Consider the following 18,004-nt stretch of genomic DNA (forward strand, 5'->3'; position numbering starts at 1 on the left):
CACACCTGGCCCGGATAGTTGAACCACCGAACCTTGGGCAAGGCTTGATGTTCTACAGCAGGGAAAGCCCTTCGCGGACGTCGATGCGGGCCACCGCGACCGCCTCGTCCAGGGCCGCCCGGAACGCGACCGCCTGTTGCAGGTCCAGCGCCACCGCGCCGCCGCCGCCCGGCAGGAAGATCTCCACGGTCCCCCGGGTCACCCCGAGGCCGAGCCCGGCCCGCCGCGCGCCTTCGGCCTCGACCCGCCACTCACGCCCGTCGCTTCGCACCCGGCCGAGGATGGCGGAAGCGACCGCGGGCGGCAATTACCCGATCGTGGGAGCGGGTTCGGGGGTGAACCGGTAGCGCCACACCGCCGGGATCAGCAGCACCGCGACCACCGTGGCCACCACGACCGCAACCCCGCCGAACACCGTCGCGACGCCGGGCCCGACCGCCGCGCCCGCGGTGCCGTGCACCAGGTCGGCCAACCGCGGCCCGCCCGCCACCACGACGATGAACACGCCCTGCATCCGGCCGCGCATCTCGTCGGTGGCGGCGGACTGGAGGATCGCGCTGCGGAACACCATGCTGATCATGTCCGCCGCGCCGCCGATGGCCAGGAACACCACGGCCAGCCAGAGCGCGTTGGAGAACCCGAAGCCGATCATCGCGAAGCCCCAGGCGACGACGGCCACCGCCGTGCCGACGCCGTGCCGGTGGATGCGGGAGGTCCAGCCCGACACCAGCCCGCACAGCATCGCGCCCAGCGAGATCGAGGCGAACAGCCAGCCCAGCGCGAGGCCGCCGCCGGGCGGGTCGCCGAAGGTCACCTCGGCCATCTCCGGGAACAGGGCGCGCGGCATGCCGAAGACCATCGCGATGATGTCCAGCACGAAGGAGGCCAGCAGGATCTTCTGGACGGCCAGGTAGCGGAACCCGTCCACCACGTCCTTGAGCCCGGCGCGGCGGCTCACGCCGTTCAGCGGGGGCAGCGGCGGCAGCTTCCACACCGCCCAGATCGTGATCGTCAGCGCCACCGAGTCGATCAGGTACAGCGTGGGCAGGCCGATCACCGGCATCAGCGCGCCGGCCAGCATCGGCCCGAAGACGCCGCCGAAGGTCATCACGGTGGAGCCGAGCGCTACCGCCGCGGGCACCTGGTCGGCGGGCACCAACCGGGCGACGGACGCGGCGCGCGCCGGGGCGTTGGCGGCGAAGAACACCTGTTGCAGGCCGAGCAGGGCGATGACCAGCCACACGCTGCGCATGTCGAAGGCGGCTTGCAGCCACAGCAGGACCGACGTCACGGCGATGCCGACGTTGGTGACCACGAGCAGCTTGCGCCGGTCGACCACGTCCGCGACCGCGCCGCCCCAGAGCCCGAACACCAGCAGCGGCACCAGCGCCACGCCGGCGGCCACGCCCACCCAGCCGGACGAGCCGGTGATGTCGTAGACCTGCTTGGGCACGGCCACCGCGGTCAGCTGGCTGCCCACGGCGGTCACGACGGTCGAGAGCCACAGCCGCCGGTACGCCACGACCTTGAGCGGTCGGGTGTCGATGGCGACCTTCCCCAGCAGCTTCCTCACTCTCGTTAGCGTACGACAACTAACAACTTGTTTACCGAGACGTGGACCACGGCCCACCATCCGGACGATCCCGCCCGCCCGCCGGCCGGAGGACCATCCAGGGGCATGCACAACCACGTGCACACGGCCGACACCGTCGTCCAGGCCGGTGCCATCCACGGCGACCTGCACCTGCACCCGGCCCAGCCGTCGGTGCCGGCGCCGCGCCAACTGCCGCCCGCGCCCACCCCGTTCACCGGACGAGCCGCCGAACTCGCCGCGCTCGGCACGGGCGCCATCACGGCCGTCCACGGCACCGGCGGCATCGGCAAGACCTGGCTCGCACTCCGGTGGGCCCACGACCACGCGGACGAGTTCCCCGACGGCCACCTGCACGCCGACCTGCGCGGAGCGGGCCCCGACGCCCTGCCGCCCGCCGCGGTGCTGGGCGGGTTCCTCGGCGCGCTCGGCGTCCCGCCGGACCGCGTGCCGGCGGACGTGCCGGCCCGGTCCGCCCTGTTCCGCAGCCTGGTCGCGGGCCGGCGGCTGCTGGTCGTGCTGGACGACGCCGCCGACACCGCCCAGGTCGCGCCGCTGCTGCCGGGCACGTCCACCGGCAAGGTCCTGGTCACCAGCCGGTCGACGCTGTCCGGGTTGGTCACCGGGCACGGCGCGCGGCCGGTCGCGCTGGACGTGCTCGCCGACGACGAGGCCCGCGCCCTGCTCACCGCCCGGCTCGGCCCGGACCGCACCGCCGGCGGCGACGCGGACGACCTCGTGGCGCTGTGCGGCGGGTTCCCGCTGGCGCTGGGCATCGCGGCTGGCCGCGCGCAGGCCCACCCCGCCGTGCCGCTCGCCACCCTGGTCGGGGAACTGCGCGAGGACCGGCTCGACGCGCTGGACGACGGCGACCCGGCGGCGAGCCTGCCCGCCGTGTTCAGCTCGGCCTACCGGGCGCTGGACCCGGCGGCGGCGCGGGTGTTCGGCTTGCTGGGCCTCGCCCCCGGCCCGGACGCGGGCCCGCTCACGGCCGCCGCGATGACCGGTCTGCCGGTGGCGCGGGCGCGGGCGGTGCTGCGGCGGCTGGCGGACGTGTCGCTGGTCGGGTTCGACGGCCGCTACCGGCTGCACGACCTGGTCCGCCGGTTCGCCGCCGACCGCGCCCGGCGCGACCTCGACCCGGCCGACCGGGACGCCGCGCTGCGCCGCGTGGTCGACTTCCTCCTGCACACCGCCTACGCGGCCGACCGCGTCCTGCACCCCCACCGCCGGCACGTCCCGCTGGACCCGCCGAGCGCGGCACCGCACCGGCCACCGGACGAACCGGCCGCGCTGGCGTGGTTCGCGGCGGAACTGCCCGCCCTGGCCGCCGCCCGGCGCACCGCCGCCGCGCTGGGCCTGCACCGGACCGTGCTGGGGTTGGCCTGGTCCACCGACACGTTCGTCACCCGGCGCGGGCTGCGCACGCAGCGGCTGGACGCGTGGCGGGCCGCGCTGGAGGCCGCGCCCCACCTCGACGACCCGGTGCTGCACGCCCTCGCCCACCGCGCCCTCGGCCACGTGTGCACCCAGCTCGGCCGGCACGCCGAGGCGGTGCGGCACCTGCGGTCGTCGCTGGCGCTGTCGGCGGGCGACCGCGAGTCCGAGGCGCACACCCACCAGTGGCTCGCGTTCGCGTGGGGGCAGCGGGGCGACGCCGACCGGGCGTGCCGGCACGCGACCCGCGCCCTGGACCTGCACCGAGCGGGCGACCACCCGGTGTGGACGGCCGCCGCGCTCAACACGGCCGGCTGGTACTGCTCGGCGGCGGGCGACCACGACCTGGCGCGGCGGTACTGCGTCGAAGCCCTGGCGCTGCACCGGGCGAACGGCGACCGGACCGGCGAGGCCGCCACCCTGGACAGCCTCGGCCTCATCGACCACCGCACCGGCCGGCACCGGGAGTCCGTCGAGCACTACCGCGCAGCGCTCGTCCTGTTCGAGGCCAACCCGTACAAGGCCGCCGACACCCTCGCCGGCATGGGCCACCCGCTGACCGCGCTCGGCGCGCACGACGAGGCGCGGGCCGCGTGGGGCGAGGCGTTGCGGCTGTACCGGGAGCAGCACCGGGCCGCCGACGCCGAGCGGGTCCGGCGGCTCCTTGGCTGATCGGGTGCGCCCGCTGGTTGTCGCGGACGAGAAGCGGCCGGCGGCGGGGTGGCCCGTGCCGGCCGACGACGAGGCGCGGACCCTCGCGTCCCCGCCGCACACCGTGGTGGCGGACCGGGGGCACGTGGTCCCGCTGAAGCGTTAGGGGGCGACCCGCTGGAGTTCCCAGCCGTCGCGGCCGAGGCGGAAGCGCAGGCGGTCGTGCATGCGGTCGCGGCGGCCCTGCCAGAACTCGACTTCCTCGGGCCGGATGCGCCAGCCGCCCCAGTGCGGCGGGACCGGGACGCGGTCGGCGTCGGCGAACTGGCGCTCGATCTTGTTCAGCGCACTCTCCAAAGTGGAGCGGCCGGACACCACGCGGGACTGGGGCGACGCCCACGCGCCCAGCTGCGAGCCGCGCGGGCGGCTCTCCCAGTAGCGGGCGGTCTCCTCGGGGCCGACCTTCTCGACCGTGCCGCGCACGTGGGCCTGCCGCTGCATCGCGAACCACGGGAAGGTGGCGGACGCGTACCGGGTGGCCATGAGGTCGTGGCTCTTGGTGGAGGTGTAGTTGGTGAAGAACACCAGCCCGCGGGCGTCGAGGCCCTTGGCGAGCACCGTGCGGGACGACGGGCGGCCCTCGGGGTCGGCGGTGGCGAGGACCATCGCGTTCGGCTCGGGCAGGCCGGCGCCGGCGGCCTGGTCCAGCCACAGTTGCAACTGCTCGTGCCAGGTGGGCAGCAAGTCGCTCTCCGTGAGCGATCCCTGTTCGTAAGACACGCGCATCGACGGCAACGCGATGTTCGTCGTCTCCGACATCCCGAACCTCCCGAGCAGGTTTTTCCTGGCAAGGCACTTGTGGCACCCGGCGATCCAGCGACCGTACGGGTTTCCGGCCGTGCGCGAAACCGCCTGGGTGGTGATGAGTACCACCGGCACCGTGACTATGCGTGTGAAGCACCTAACGGAATCGAGTTCGAGATCGAGTCAGATGGTCACTCGATCCGGGATGTTCGCGCCTGGCCTCCGCCAGCGCGCGTTCCGCCGTCACCGCGTCGGGTGCCAGCGCGGTCGCCAGGCTGCCGCCGCGCGCCAGCGGAACGAGGGACCACCAGTCGTGTGACACGGGCGCGGTGACGTCCTCGCCCCAGCACAGCACTTCGGTGCCGAGCACCCGCATCCCCGCGAGCCCGGCGGGGCTGCCGTCGGTCGCCGGGTCGCCGACGCGGGTGGTCTGGCGCAGCAGCGGCCCGTCCCGGCGCACGTCCAGCGTGCTGACCAGCGTGCCCGGCGGTTCGCCCACCCGTCCGAGGACGAGCACCTCCCGGAAGCGCAACCGGGCGTCGGGCGCAAGGTCGGCGCGGAACACCGCTTCGTGGCACGCCCGCCGCGTGACCACGGTCGGCTCGGGCGCGTAGTCCAGGCTGCCGCCGGCGGCGACCTCCACCCGGACCACCGCGCGGCTGCCACCCGGCCGGTGACCGGGCAGGGCCAGCGTCGCCGCGACACCCCGCAGTTCCAGGTGCGCGCCGGGGCCCACGCGGACGTGGAGTTCCAGGTCGTCCCCGCCCAGCGGCGCGGTCACCGAACTCACCAGGTGGACCACGCCGTCGCGGCGCGGAACGAGGCGCAACGGAGCCGCGGATCTCATTTCGCGCACCACCGTTCGCCCGTCCACCAGTTCGGCGGAAAGGAATGCCCGCGCTTTCACGCGACGGTCGTGAGTGCGCTGAGTTGGGCGCGCACCCATTCCGCGACGGCGGGCGCGTCCGGTGTTTCCACCAGGGATTGGCTGATCACGGGCAGTGCACCGCGCATCCGGTGGGCGTCGACCGCCATCACGTCGAGGTCGGCCCCGACCATCGGCGCGAGGTCGGTCTTGTTGATCACCAGCAGGTCGGCCGTGGTGACGCCCGGACCGCCCTTGCGCGGCACCTTGTCACCGCCGGCCACGTCCACCACGAAGATCTGCCGCTCCACCAGGCCCCGGCTGAACACGGCGGTCAGGTTGTCGCCGCCGCTCTCGATCAGCACCAGCTCCAGGCCGGGGAACCGGTGCTCCAGCCGTTCCACGGCGTCCAGGTTGGCGGTGATGTCGTCGCGGATCGCGGTGTGCGGGCACGCGCCGGTCTGCACGGCCTCGATGCGGTCCACGTCCAGCACGCCGGTCCGGCGCAGGAAGTCCGCGTCCTCGGTGGTGTAGATGTCGTTGGTGACGACGGCGAGGTCCACGCTGCCGCCCAGCGCCCGGCACAGGGCGGCGGTGAGCGCGGTCTTGCCGCTGCCGACCGGTCCGCCGATGCCGATCCGGATCGCGCCGTGGTGGTGGTCGTCGGCGTGGTGGTCGTGGCCGGGGTCGGTGGGGTCGAGGTTGACCGGGTGGACGTGATCAGCTGACAAAGAGACGCACCTCTTCCCTGTGGTGGCGGTCGTGGGCCTCGGCCAGCAGGTCCAGGCCGGGGGCGCTGGGCGCGGGCAGGTCGGCGGGGTCGGTGTCGGCGTGCTCCTCCGCTTGCGCCGCAACGTCTTCGAGGTCCGCTGCCAGGTGCGCGATGATCGCGTTGACGCCGAACGGGTCCAGGCCCAGCAACCGGATCGCGCCCGTGGCCGGGCCGGTGACGGCGTGGTAGGCCACGACCTGGGCGGCGGCGCGCGGGTCGTGGACCAGCGTGCCGACGATGATCGGGTGGTGCGGTTCGGGAGTGGTGTCGAGGAGGTCGGCCAGCCGGTCCGAGGGCCAGGCCTTCCTCGCGGCACGGGCGATGCCGCGGCCCTGCACGCGGGAGGCCTTGCGCTGCGCGGGGGACGGGGTGCGGGCGTCCAGCTCCACGTCCAGCTCGGCGTAGCGGCCCCGGGTCGCGGCGGCGGCGAAGACGGCGTTGAGCAAGCCCGCCGTGCGCAGGCGACCGACCAGGAACCTTTCGAGGGAGGGGAGATCGGTGACCAGCCCGCGCGCGACCGCCTCCTCCAGCCCGCCGGAGTGGACGTGACCCCCGCCCGGGAAGCGGGAGTCCGCGAGCATCAGCGCCGCGAGGTCCATCAGAACAGGAAGTAGCGCTGGGCCATCGGCAGCTCCGCCACCGGGTGCGGTTCGACCAGCTCGCCGTCCACGTGCACGGCGAAGCTGTCCGGGTCCACGCGGACATCGGGCATGGCGTCGTTGAGCACCATGTCCTTCTTGCCGACCCTGCGCGTGTTGCGCACCGGGACCAACGAGCGGGACAGGCGCAGCAGGTCGGCCAGGTCGCGGTCCACGGCCTCCTGCGACACGAAGTGCACGCTGGTGCGCGCGCCCGCGTACGCGCCGAACATCGGCCGGGCCAGCACCGGTTGCGGCGTGGGGATGGACGCGTTCGCGTCGCCCATCGCGGCCCACGCGATGAACCCGCCCTTGAGCACCACCGACGGCCGGACGCCGAAGAACTTCGGCTCCCACAGCACGAGGTCCGCGAGCTTGCCGACCTCGACCGAGCCGACCTCGTGGTCGATGCCGTGCGCGATGGCGGGGTTGATCGTGTACTTGGCGACGTACCGGCGGGCGCGCAGGTTGTCGGGCAGTTCGCCGCGCCGGCCGTGCATGACGTGCGCGGTCTGCCACGTGCGGATGACGACCTCGCCGACCCGGCCCATGGCTTGGGAGTCGGAGCTGATCATCGAGATCGCGCCGAGGTCGTGCAGCAGGTCCTCGGCGGCGATGGTGGTCGGCCGGATGCGGCTCTCCGCGAAGGCGAGGTCCTCGGGCACGGACGGGTTGAGGTGGTGGCAGACCACCAGCATGTCCAGGTGCTCTTCGAGGGTGTTGACGGTGTGCGGGCGGGTCGGGTTGGTGGAGGAGGGCAGCACGTTCGGCTCGGACACCACGCGGATGATGTCCGGCGCGTGGCCGCCGCCCGCGCCCTCGGAGTGGTAGGCGTTGATCGACCGGCCGCCGATGGCGTCCAGTGTGGACTCGACGAACCCGGCTTCGTTCAACGTGTCCGTGTGGATGGCGACCTGCACGCCCGACTCGTCGGCGATGCGCAGGGCGGTGTCGATGGCGGCGGGCGTGGTGCCCCAGTCCTCGTGCAGCTTGAACCCGCCCGCGCCGGCGTGCAGCTGCTCGCGCAGGGCGTCGTCGCGGACGGTGTTCCCCTTGCCCAGCAACAGGACGTTCACCGGCATGTGGTCCATCGCGGCGAGCATGCGGCCCAGGTTCCACGCGCCGGGCGTGACCGTGGTGGCCTTGGTGCCCTCCGCCGGGCCGGTGCCGCCGCCGATGAGCGTGGTCAGGCCGGAGGCGAGGGCCTCGTCCACGATCTGCGGGCAGATGAAGTGGACGTGGCAGTCGATGCCGCCGGCGGTGAGGACCTTCCCGTTGCCCGCGACGACCTCGGTGGCCGGGCCGATGACCAGCGCCGGGTCCACGCCGTCCATCACGTCGGGGTTGCCGGCCTTGCCGATGCCGACGATCCGGCCGTCGCGCACGCCGACGTCCGCCTTGACCACGCCCCAGTGGTCGAGGACCACCGCGCCGGTGATGACCAGGTCGGGGGCGCCCTCGGCGCGGGTGGCCGTGCCCTGCCCCATGGACTCGCGGATGACCTTGCCGCCGCCGAAGATCACCTCGTCGCCGGCGTGCGGGCCGCGGCTGCGGTCCTCGGTGACCTCGATGGTCAGGTCGGTGTCGGCGAGCCGGATGCGGTCGCCGGTCGTGGGGCCGAACAGCTCGGCGTAGCGCTCGCGGCTGATCTCCGTCACCGGTCCAGGTCCCCCGCCCACTCGGGGCGCAGGCCCGGCACCCGGCGCGCGCCGGCCAGCGGCACCAGCACCACCTCGCGCTCCACGCCCGGTTCGAACCGCACCGCCGTGCCCGCCGGCACGTCCAGCCGCTTGCCCCACGCCGCCTCGCGGTCGAACTCCAGGCCCGGGTTGACCGCGGCGAAGTGGTAGTGCGAGCCGACCTGCACCGGCCGGTCCGCGGTGTTGACCACGACCAGCGTGGTGCGCGGGCGGCCGGGGTTCAGCACGACCGGGTCGGCGCCGGTGATGATCTCGCCAGGGCGCACGCGCGACTCCTTCACACGATCGGGTGGTGCACGGTCACCAACTTCGTGCCGTCCGGGAAGGTGGCCTCCACCTGCACGGACTCGACCATCTCGGGCACGCCGGGCAGCACCTGGGCGCGGGTGAGGACGTGCCGGCCGCTGTCCATCAGCTCGCTGACCGTGCGGCCGTCCCGCGCGCCCTCCAGGACGTGGTCGGTGATCAACGCCACGGCTTCGGGGTAGTTCAGCACGACTCCGCGCTCCAGCCGGCGTCGCGCGACGTCGGCCGCCACGTGGACCAGCAGTTTCTCCCGCTCGTGGGGCGTGAGGTGCATCCCGTGAGGTCTACCAGACGAAACCGCGATACCGCCTGGTGGAAACAAGCACTTAACAGTTGATCTCCTTCTGAATCGGTTCCTGAATCGTGACCGACGACACGGAAAAGCGTCGTTGCCACGTCGTGTCGAGGGGAGCAAGGTTTTCCCAACTCTTGAACCTCGCGGACAAGGAGCGCACAGCGTGGTGCAGCAAACCGAGCAGGACGGATTCCGGCCGGGCCTGGAGGGCGTCGTCGCCTTCCGCACCGAGATCGCCGAGCCGGATCGCGACGGTGGCGCGCTGCGCTACCGCGGGGTGGACATCGAGGACCTGGCCGGGAAGGTGACCTTCGGCAACGTGTGGGCCCTGCTGGTCGACGGCCGCTTCGGGCCGGGCCTGCCGCCCGCCGAGCCGTTCCCGATCCCCGTGCACACCGGTGACGTGCGGGTGGACGTGCAGGCGGCGTTGGCGATGGTCGCGCCGATATGGGGTTACCAGCCGCTGCTGGACATCGACGACGAGGACGCCCGCGCGCAGCTCGCGCGCGCCTCGGTGATGGCGCTGTCGTACGCGGCGCAGTCGGCGCGCGGCATCGGCCGGCCCGCCGTGCCGCAGAAGCGCATCGACGAGTGCAAGACCATCACCGAGCGCTTCCTGACCCGCTGGCGCGGCGAGCCGGACCCGGCGCACGTGAAGGCGCTGGACGCGTACTGGGTGTCCGCCGCCGAGCACGGCCTGAACGCCTCCACCTTCACCGCCCGCGTCATCGCCTCGACCGGCGCGGACGTGGCGGCGGCCATGTCCGGCGCGATCGGCGCGATGTCCGGCCCGCTGCACGGCGGCGCCCCGGCGCGGGTGCTGCCGATGATCGAGGAGGTCGAGCGCACCGGCGACGCGCGCGGCTTCGTGAAGGGCATCCTCGACCGCGGCGAGCGCCTGATGGGCTTCGGCCACCGGGTCTACCGGGCGGAGGACCCGCGGGCGCGGGTGCTGCGGCGGACGTGCCGGGAGTTGGGCGCGGAGCGCTACGAGGTCGCGGCGGCCCTGGAACAGGCGGCCCTGGCCGAACTGCGCGAACGCCGCCCGGACCGGGCGATCGAGACCAACGTCGAGTTCTGGGCGGCCGTGATCCTGGACTTCGCCCAGGTCCCGCCGCACATGATGCCCGCGATGTTCACCTGCGCCCGGACGGCGGGCTGGTCGGCGCACATCCTGGAGCAGAAGCGCACCGGCCGACTCGTCCGCCCGTCCGCGACGTACGTGGGCCCGGGTCCGCGCAAGCCGTCCGAGGTCGAGGGCTGGGAAGAGATCGCCTGATCGCGTGCTCGCGTTGGGCCGGACCGGCCGGCTCGGCGGTCCGGCCCAACGTGAGCAGCGACACCCGGTTGTCACCGTTCGGCCACGCGGCTGCAACACTGGTGGCCCCGGCAACGGCGCCGGTCAGGCTGTCCAACACCTCCCCCGTGACCGGAGGCTTCGCTATGACCCAGACCGCCGATCCGACCACCTTGGTCCTGCCCTCCGACCTGCGGCCGTCCGACGGCCGGTTCGGCTGCGGACCGTCCAAGGTCCGGCCCGAGGCCCTCCAGGCCCTGGCCACCGAGGGCGCGGCCCTGATGGGCACCTCCCACCGGCAGAAGCCGGTGAAGTCCCTGGTCGGCTCCGTGCGGTCCGGTCTGCGCGAGCTGTTCTCGCTGCCGGAGGGCTACGAGGTCGTCCTGGGCAACGGCGGCACCACCGCGTTCTGGGACGCCGCGGCGTTCGGCCTGGTCCGCGAGCGGGCGCAGCACTTCACCTACGGCGAGTTCTCGTCGAAGTTCGCCAAGGTCACCTCCGACGCGCCGTTCCTCGGCGACTCGATCGTGGTCAAGGCCGACCCGGGCTCCGCGCCGGAGATCGCCTACGCCGAGGGCGCGGACCTGGTCGGCTGGGCGCACAACGAGACGTCCACCGGTGTCGCGGTGCCCGTGTCGCGGCCCGCCGGGTCCGACGGCGCGCTGGTCGCCATCGACGCCACCTCCGGCGCGGGCGGCCTGCCGGTGAACGCCGAGGACTTCGACGTCTACTACTTCGCGCCGCAGAAGTGCTTCGCCTCCGACGGCGGCCTGTGGATCGCGCTCATGTCCCCGGCCGCGCTGGAGCGGGTCGCGGAGATCGGCGCGAGCGGCCGGTGGGTGCCGGAGTTCCTGTCGCTGACCACGGCGCTGGACAACTCCACCAAGGACCAGACCTACAACACGCCGTCGCTGGCCACGCTGTTCCTGCTCAACGACCAGATCGAGTGGATCCTGGGCAACGGCGGCCTGTCCTGGGCCGTGGAGCGCACCGCGGACTCGTCGTCGCGGCTGTACTCGTGGGCCGAGGCGACCTCGTACACGACGCCGTACGTGGCCGACCCGGCGTACCGCTCGCAGGTCGTCGGCACGATCGACTTCGACGACTCGGTGGACGCCTCCGCGGTGGCGAAGGTGCTGCGCGCCAACGGCATCGTGGACGTCGAGCCGTACCGCAAGCTCGGCCGCAACCAGCTGCGCGTCGCGATGTTCCCGGCGATCGAGCCGGCCGACGTGACGACGCTGACCAAGGCCGTCGACTGGGTCGTGTCCCAGCTCTGACCCCCGGTTCGCGGGTGCGGGGACCCCTCCGGCGCAATGCCGGTCGGGTCCCCGCACGCGTTTCGCGGGCGACGGCCCCGACCGCCACCACCCCGCCGAGCAGGCCGGCTCGCGGCGGCGGCGCGGGACCGGGCTATTCGATCGTGCGTTCGATCGCATTGGCCCATTCGGGAAATGTGCGCGCGTGTATCGCGCGAGCGGCGGCGGTTTGTGCGTCGAGGTGAACCTTCCGGTAACGGACGTGCGGATCACAGCGACATACGGCAAGATCACATGAAGATATCGGTGAACGCGGCGAGCCTCCCCCGTCAAGGAGGCGCGCCGGATTAACGTCGGCACCTGGCGAGGTGAAGTCACACGGGAGGCCATGATGCGAGCGCTGCGGGTCATCGGGCTCGAAGAGGACGGCAAATCCGTCATCCTCGAAGACCCGGAACGCGGCGAGCGCTTCGTGCTGCCCGCCGACGAACGGCTGCGCGCGGCGGCGCGGGGCGACCTCACCCGACTCGGCCAGATCGAGATCGAGGTGGAGAGCCAGATGCGCCCGCGCGAGATCCAGGCGCGCATCCGCGCCGGCGAGTCGATCGACCAGGTCGCCGCGGCGGCGGGCATCCCGACCCACCGGGTCGAGCGGTTCGCCTACCCCGTGCTGCTGGAGCGGTCCCGGACCGCGGAGCTGGCGCAGCGGGCGCACCCGGTGCGCGAGGACGGGCCGGACGTGCAGACGCTCGGCGAGGTCGTCGCGCACTCGTTCGGCCTGCGCGGCCAGGACTACACCGACGTGAGCTGGGACTCGTGGCGCGGTGAGGACGGCCGCTGGGTCGTGCAGCTGCACTGGACGGCGGGCCGGTCCGACAACCGGGCGCACTGGGCGTTCCACCCGGGCGCGCACGGCGGCACGGTGACCGCGCTGGACGACGCGGCCGTCGAGCTGATGGACCCCAACCCGAACCGCACGCTGCGCACGGTCCGCCCGGTGACCCAGCTGGCCCGCCAGGCCCTGGAGCTGGAGAAGCCGGCGGAGCCGGAGATCCTGGTCCGCGAGGAGCCCCTCCCGACCCCGCCGCCCGCGCCGGAACCCGAGCCGGAGCCGGTGGTCGTCGAGGAGCCCCCCGCGCCGCAGCCCACGCCGGCCCCCGCGCCGGCCGCGGCGAAGAAGGACCCGCAGCCGCCCAAGCGCGGCAAGAAGAACCACCCGATCGTGCCGTCGTGGGAGGACGTCCTGCTGGGCGTCCGCTCCAACCGGGGCTGATCCGCTGGACGACGAAAGGGCCTCCGCCGCGCGCGGGGGCCCTTTCGCGTGGGGTGATGGCCGGCCGGGCCGCTGTTCCCGCTGGTCGGGGCGGCCGTCGAGGGCCGCTGCCGCGCCGCCGGCCGGAGCTTGACGACGGGCCGTCGGGCGGATCACGGTTCTTCGGCCGGAGATCGGGTAACCCTCCGGACATGCTGGCACGAATGCTGATCGGCGCCGTTCTGGGCGCCGGGCTCGGTGCTGCCTGGTGGGGTGTGCGGGAGATGATCGCGGCCGGCGCCGTGTGCTCCAAGGAGAACTGGAACTGCCTCGCGATGGGGCTGTTCAGCATCCCGATCACGCTGGTGGCCGGGGTGCTCGTCGCGTGGGCCGTGCTCCGGTTGGCCGGGGTCGAGCGGGCGCTGGGGATGGCCGCCGTCGGGATGTTCTTCGCCGCCGTCCTCACGCTGACCACCGTGTGGGTGTCCGTGCCGGCCGGCGGCGTGCTGGCGGGCGCGCTGGGGTTCGCGCTGGCCGCACCGGTGACAGCCCGCCACCGCGTGGGGCAGACTGCCGGCCGTGGCTGAGACGACGACCGGTGGCTTCGCCTTCCGGGTGCTGCTGCGCGTCGTCGTGTCCGGGGCGGTCGGGGCGGTGCTGCTGATCGCCTGGATTCAGGCGTACCGGTCCGGCGTGCTCGACCGGGTGGTCAACGAGACCTCGCTGAGCGAGTTCCTGCTGCTCGTCGTGATCGGGCTGCCGGTCGCGCTGCTGTTCAGCGCCCTGCTCGCGGGGCCGGTGCTGTGGCTGCTCAAGGTGCGCCCGGTGTGGCCGGTGGTGCTGATCGGGCCGGTCCTGCTCGGGCTCGCGCACTTCTTCAAGGTGCAGGAGCGGTTCTCGTGGCTCGGCGACCGCTGGACGGTGCTCACCCTGCTCGCGGGCGTCAGCTACGGGCTGGCCGGCCTGCTCACCGCCCCCGCCATGCTGCGCCGGGACAGGTAGTCACGCCACCGCCTCGGTCAGTGCTCCGGGTGGGGCACGGCGTCCAGCAGGGCCGGGTCCCAGCCCTCGCGCTCGCACCAGTCCTCCGCGTCCTCCCGTGACACCGGGTGCGCGCGTTCGGCCCGACCGCCGATGACGTCCCACCCGTCGGGGGCCAGCACGTGGAGCCGGCCGGCCTGGACCGCCAGCAAGCGACCGCGCGGGAACGCCATGGTCGGCTCGGTGCGCAGGTAGCGCACGTCCATCTTGACCTCCACCTGGCTAGAGCTCGCATGTTCGACAGCGGGAAAACCGGATGCTTACGGGGGGTGACCTTCGTACCGTGGCAGTGAGCCTGAGGGGGACCACCGAAGTGACCGAGTCCGCGACTTCGCCACCCGACCACCCGCGACCCACCACGTTCTCGACCGTGCGCAGGCTGTGGCCGTACTTCCGGCCCGTGCGCACCCAGATGCTGCTGAGCATGACCGCGGCGCTGCTGGCCATGCTCTGCGGCCTCGGCATCCCGCTCATCACCCAACGCATCGTGGACGGCCCGATCGCCGCCCGCGACCTGGGGGCCCTGCCGGCCATGGTCGGCCTGGTGCTGCTGCTCGGCATCGGCGAGGCGGCCCTGTTCTACGCGCGCCGCAAGTTCATCGCGCGGCCCGCGTCCGACGTCGAGGCCCGCATGCGGGTCGCGATGTACGACCACCTCCAGCGGCTGCCGGTGTCGTTCCACGACCGGTTCCAGTCCGGCCAGCTGCTCTCCCGCGCCACCACCGACCTCACCACCGTGCGCCGGTTCGTGGCGTTCGTCTGCACGTTCCTCGTGGTCAACACGCTGGTCGTGCTGACCGGCCTGGGCATCCTGTTCTGGCTGTCGCCCGTCCTGGGCGGGATCGTGCTGGCCTGCACGCTGCCGCTGATCCTGCTGTCCTACCTGTTCGAGTCCAGGTTCAAGGTCGTCGCGCGGCGGGCGCAGGACCAGGCGGGCGACCTGACCACCGTGGTCGAGGAGTCCGTGCTGGGCGTCAGGGTGCTCAAGGCGTTCGGCCGCGGGCCGCACCTGACCCGGCGGTTCCTGCGCCAGGCGCGCGAGCTGCGGGACACCGAACTGGCCAAGGTCCGCGTGTTCGCGCTGCTGTGGGCGGTGCTGATCGTGCTGCCCGAGCTGGCCATCGCGGGGCAGCTCGCGTTCGGCGCGGTCGGCATCGCCGACGGCACGGTCACCGCGGGCACGCTCGTCGCCGCCGTCACGGTGAGCGCCTACCTGCGCTGGCCGATCGACTCGATCGGGTGGTTGTTGGCCGAGACGAACCAGACCGCCGCCGCGTCCGAGCGGTACTTCGAGGTCATGGACGCCCCGGTCGCCATCACCTCCCCCGCCACCCCGAAGAAGCTCCCGGCGCGGGTCAAGGGGCACGTCCGGTTCGAGGGCGTGCACTTCGCCCACGGCGAGGGCGACCGCGAGGTGCTGCGCGGCGTCGACCTGGACATCCGGCCGGGCGAGACCCTCGCGCTGGTGGGCGCCACCGGATCGGGCAAGACCACGGTCACCGCCCTGGTGCCGCGCCTGGCCGACGTGACGCGCGGCCGGGTCACCATCGACGGCGTGGACGTGCGCGACCTGGACCTGGCGGAGCTGCGCCGGGTCGTCGGCACCGCGTTCGAGGAGCCGATCCTGTTCTCCGCGAGCGTCACCGAGAACGTCGCGCTCGGCGGGGTCGGCGGGGTCGGCGCGGACGAGGCGCGGGTCCGGGAGGCGCTGCGGGTCGCGCGGGCCGAGGAGTTCGTCGACGCCCTGCCGTGGGGCCTGGACACCCGGATCGGCGAGCAGGGCCTGTCGCTGTCCGGCGGTCAGCGGCAGCGGCTGGCGCTGGCGCGCGCGGTCGTCGGGCACCCCGCGGTGCTGGTGCTGGACGACCCGCTGTCCGCGTTGGACGTGCACACCGAGGCCGAGGTGGAGGCCGCGCTGCACCGCGTGCTCAAGGGCGTGACCGCGCTGGTGGTCGCGCACCGGCCCAGCACCGTGCAGCTGGCCGACCGGGTGGCGATGCTCGTGGACGGGCGGATCGCCGCGGTCGGCACGCACCGGGAACTGTTGGCGGACAACGAGGAGTACCGCTACCTCCTGTCCACTTTGGAAGACGAAGAGGTGGCGGCGTGACCACCGTCGAGCAGGCGCCGGAGCAGGGCGAGGAGAGGTGGCGGGGCGTCGCCGCCGAGGACGTCGAGGAACTGGACCACGCGACCGGCGTGAAGCTGCAGGCCCGGTCGCGCCGGCTGCTGGGCTCGCTGCTGCGCCCGCACGCGCGGGCGGCCGTGCTGGCGCTGGCGATCGTGGTGCTGGAGAACCTGGTCACCCTGGCCGGGCCGCTGCTGATCGCCGCCGCCATCGACAGGGGTGTGCCGGCCGCGCTGGACGGACGTCCGGAGGTGTTGGCGTGGTGCGTCGGCGGGTACGTCGGCGTGGCGTTCTCGGCGACGCTGCTGCGCTGGTCGTTCGTCCGGCTGACCGGCCGGATCGGCCAGGACCTGCTGCTGGACCTGCGGGAGCGCATCTTCCGGCACGCGCAGCGGCTGTCGGTGTCCTTCCACGAGCGCTACACCTCCGGCAAGGTGGTCTCGCGGCTGACCAGTGACGTCGACTCGTTGCAGGACCTGCTCGAACACGGCCTGGACGGGTTCTTCACGTCCATGCTGTCCGTGGTCGGCATCTCGATCGTGATGCTCACCCTGGACCCGCCGCTGGCCTCGGTCGTGCTGTTCGGGTTCGTGCCGCTGCTGCTGCTCATCCGCTGGTTCCGCCGCCGGTCGGCCCGCGCCTACCGCGGCACCCGCGGGGCCATCGCCAAGATCATCGTGCAGTTCGTGGAGACCATGAACGGCATCCGCGCGGTGCAGGCGTTCCGCCGCGAGAAGCGCAACGAGCACATCATGGGCGAGGTCAACGACCGGTTCCGCGACGCCAACACCGAGGCGTTCAGCGTGGTGGCGGTGTTCACCTCGCTGGTCCGGGTGATCGGCAACGTGTCGCTGGCCGTGATCCTCGCCTGGGGCGCGTGGCGGGTGGCGCAGGGCGAGCTGGAGCTGGGTGTGCTGGCCGCGTTCACGCTGTACGTGCGGCGGTTCTACGACCCGTTCGACGAGATCGCCATGTTCGCCAACTCCTACGCCTCGGCGACCGCCGCGCTGGAGAAGATCTCCGGCGTGCTGGAGGAGCGGCCGACCGTGCCGGAACCGGAGGACCCGGCCCCGCTGCGGGACGTGCGCGGGCAGGTCGCGTTCGACGGGGTGGAGTTCCGGTACACGCCGGAGACGCCGGTCGTGCTGCCGGCGTTCGACCTGCACGTGCCGGCCGGGCAGACCGTGGCGCTGGTGGGCGCGACCGGCGCGGGCAAGTCGACGCTGGCCAAGCTGGTGGCGCGGTTCTACGACCCGTCCGCGGGCGCGGTGCGGCTGGACGGCATCGACCTGCGCGAGGTCGCGGACACCGACCTGCGGCGCGCGGTGGTGATGGTGACCCAGGAGAACTTCCTGTTCGACGGGTCGGTCGCGGACAACATCAGCCTGGGCCGGCCGTCGGCGACGCGCGAGGAGGTCGTGTCGGCGGCCCGCGCGGTCGGGGCGCACGAGTTCATCTCGGCGCTGCCCGACGGGTACGACACGGACGTGCGCAAGCGCGGCGGGCGGCTGTCGGCCGGGCAGCGGCAGCTCGTGGCGTTCGCGCGGGCGTTCCTGGCCGACCCGGCGGTGCTGGTCTTGGACGAGGCCACGTCGAGCTTGGACGTGCCGACCGAGCGGCTGGTCCAACACGCGCTGGAGACGGTGTTGGCGGACCGGACGGCGTTCATCATCGCGCACCGCCTGTCCACGGTCATGATCGCGGACCGCGTGCTGGTGCTCGACGGCGGCCAAGTCGTGGAGGACGGCTCACCCGAAGAGCTGATCGACGACCGCGGCCGGTTCGCGGCCCTGCACACCGCCTGGCGGGACTCACTGGCTTAGACAGGCCGCGCCTGCTCCAAGCCGCGCAGCGGCGGGCTGGGCTCCCAGCCACAAGGGGCCTCCGTGTTCCCCACCGTATGACCTGCCCGAAGGGCTACCACAGATTGCCGGGGTCGGGCCAAAAAGTTTGCGAGGAACGAGCAAA

19 protein-coding genes are annotated in these 18,004 nt (G+C 73.2%); 9 read left to right on the forward strand and 10 right to left on the reverse strand.

Annotation, left to right across the window (positions count from 1 at the left end):
* Positions 1-52: 52 nt before the first annotated feature.
* Together ABD126_RS07010 and ABD126_RS07015 are read right to left on the reverse strand one after the other, a co-directional pair.
* A complete protein-coding gene (locus tag ABD126_RS07010) occupies positions 53-271 on the reverse strand; it encodes a hypothetical protein (RefSeq protein ID WP_343932810.1) in 219 nt (72 codons plus the stop codon).
* Positions 272-307: 36 nt separating this feature from the next.
* A complete protein-coding gene (locus ABD126_RS07015) occupies positions 308-1,573 on the reverse strand; it encodes an MFS transporter (RefSeq protein ID WP_425542754.1) in 1,266 nt (421 codons plus the stop codon).
* A 105-nt stretch (positions 1,574-1,678) separates the two neighbouring features.
* Here ABD126_RS07015 and ABD126_RS07020 point away from each other — a divergent pair, with 105 nt between their 5' ends.
* Both ABD126_RS07020 and ABD126_RS07025 read left to right on the forward strand, forming a co-directional pair.
* Positions 1,679-3,700, forward strand: coding sequence for an ATP-binding protein (locus ABD126_RS07020; protein WP_343932811.1), 2,022 nt, complete (start codon positions 1,679-1,681; stop codon positions 3,698-3,700).
* Between the two features lie 4 nt (positions 3,701-3,704).
* A complete protein-coding gene (locus tag ABD126_RS07025) occupies positions 3,705-3,845 on the forward strand; it encodes a hypothetical protein (protein ID WP_343932812.1) in 141 nt (46 codons plus the stop codon).
* Here ABD126_RS07025 and pdxH read toward each other — a convergent pair.
* The 7 genes from pdxH to ABD126_RS07060 form a co-directional block, all read right to left on the reverse strand.
* Entirely contained in the window at positions 3,842-4,498 is a 657-nt protein-coding gene (gene pdxH, locus ABD126_RS07030) for a pyridoxamine 5'-phosphate oxidase (protein ID WP_343932813.1), read from the reverse strand. The two genes, ABD126_RS07025 and pdxH, sit on opposite strands and share 4 nt — an antisense overlap.
* A gap of 142 nt (positions 4,499-4,640) precedes the next feature.
* Positions 4,641-5,390 carry an urease accessory protein UreD gene (locus tag ABD126_RS07035; protein WP_343932814.1) on the reverse strand — a complete coding sequence of 250 codons (750 nt, stop codon included), beginning with the start codon at positions 5,388-5,390 and terminating at the stop codon, positions 4,641-4,643.
* Positions 5,387-6,079, reverse strand: a complete 693-nt coding sequence (ureG, locus tag ABD126_RS07040) for an urease accessory protein UreG (protein ID WP_343932815.1) — start codon at positions 6,077-6,079, stop codon at positions 5,387-5,389. The genes ABD126_RS07035 and ureG overlap by 4 nt, the downstream gene beginning before the upstream one ends.
* Positions 6,069-6,719, reverse strand: a complete 651-nt coding sequence (locus ABD126_RS07045) for an urease accessory protein UreF (RefSeq protein ID WP_343932816.1) — start codon at positions 6,717-6,719, stop codon at positions 6,069-6,071. The genes ureG and ABD126_RS07045 overlap by 11 nt, the downstream gene beginning before the upstream one ends.
* Positions 6,719-8,416 carry an urease subunit alpha gene (locus tag ABD126_RS07050; RefSeq protein WP_343932817.1) on the reverse strand — a complete coding sequence of 566 codons (1,698 nt, stop codon included), beginning with the start codon at positions 8,414-8,416 and terminating at the stop codon, positions 6,719-6,721. The genes ABD126_RS07045 and ABD126_RS07050 overlap by 1 nt, the downstream gene beginning before the upstream one ends.
* On the reverse strand, positions 8,413-8,724 hold the full coding sequence (locus ABD126_RS07055; RefSeq protein ID WP_343932818.1) for an urease subunit beta: 312 nt from the start codon (positions 8,722-8,724) through the stop codon (positions 8,413-8,415). Before ABD126_RS07055 ends, ABD126_RS07050 begins: the two co-directional genes overlap by 4 nt.
* 11 nt (positions 8,725-8,735) lie before the next feature.
* Positions 8,736-9,038 (reverse strand): urease subunit gamma, encoded by a 303-nt coding sequence (locus ABD126_RS07060; RefSeq protein WP_343932819.1) that lies wholly within the window; start codon positions 9,036-9,038, stop codon positions 8,736-8,738.
* A gap of 184 nt (positions 9,039-9,222) precedes the next feature.
* Here ABD126_RS07060 and ABD126_RS07065 point away from each other — a divergent pair, with 184 nt between their 5' ends.
* From ABD126_RS07065 to ABD126_RS07085, 5 genes are all read left to right on the forward strand, one after another.
* Positions 9,223-10,338 (forward strand): citrate synthase 2, encoded by a 1,116-nt coding sequence (locus ABD126_RS07065; RefSeq protein ID WP_343932820.1) that lies wholly within the window; start codon positions 9,223-9,225, stop codon positions 10,336-10,338.
* A gap of 164 nt (positions 10,339-10,502) precedes the next feature.
* The gene (gene serC / locus ABD126_RS07070) at positions 10,503-11,636 is read left to right on the forward strand and encodes a phosphoserine transaminase (protein WP_343932821.1); all 1,134 of its coding nucleotides are present in this window, start codon (positions 10,503-10,505) and stop codon (positions 11,634-11,636) included.
* Positions 11,637-12,006: 370 nt separating this feature from the next.
* Positions 12,007-12,888 carry a septation protein SepH gene (gene sepH / locus ABD126_RS07075; protein WP_343932822.1) on the forward strand — a complete coding sequence of 294 codons (882 nt, stop codon included), beginning with the start codon at positions 12,007-12,009 and terminating at the stop codon, positions 12,886-12,888.
* 191 nt (positions 12,889-13,079) lie between these two features.
* Entirely contained in the window at positions 13,080-13,454 is a 375-nt protein-coding gene (locus tag ABD126_RS07080) for a hypothetical protein (RefSeq protein ID WP_343932823.1), read from the forward strand.
* Positions 13,447-13,869, forward strand: coding sequence for a hypothetical protein (locus ABD126_RS07085; RefSeq protein WP_343932824.1), 423 nt, complete (start codon positions 13,447-13,449; stop codon positions 13,867-13,869). Before ABD126_RS07080 ends, ABD126_RS07085 begins: the two co-directional genes overlap by 8 nt.
* 17 nt (positions 13,870-13,886) lie before the next feature.
* On the opposite strand, the gene ABD126_RS07090 is transcribed toward ABD126_RS07085, so the two are convergent.
* A complete protein-coding gene (locus tag ABD126_RS07090) occupies positions 13,887-14,114 on the reverse strand; it encodes a hypothetical protein (protein WP_343932825.1) in 228 nt (75 codons plus the stop codon).
* 164 nt (positions 14,115-14,278) lie between these two features.
* Between ABD126_RS07090 and ABD126_RS07095 the strand changes: the two genes are divergently transcribed.
* Positions 14,279-16,018, forward strand: coding sequence for an ABC transporter ATP-binding protein (locus ABD126_RS07095; RefSeq protein WP_343932826.1), 1,740 nt, complete (start codon positions 14,279-14,281; stop codon positions 16,016-16,018).
* On the forward strand, positions 16,015-17,859 hold the full coding sequence (locus ABD126_RS07100; RefSeq protein ID WP_343932827.1) for an ABC transporter ATP-binding protein: 1,845 nt from the start codon (positions 16,015-16,017) through the stop codon (positions 17,857-17,859). The genes ABD126_RS07095 and ABD126_RS07100 overlap by 4 nt, the downstream gene beginning before the upstream one ends.
* Positions 17,860-18,004 lie beyond the last annotated feature (145 nt).

It is taken from the genome of Saccharothrix mutabilis subsp. mutabilis, assembly GCF_039521145.1.
Classification (GTDB): Bacteria; Actinomycetota; Actinomycetes; order Mycobacteriales; family Pseudonocardiaceae; genus Actinosynnema; species Actinosynnema mutabilis.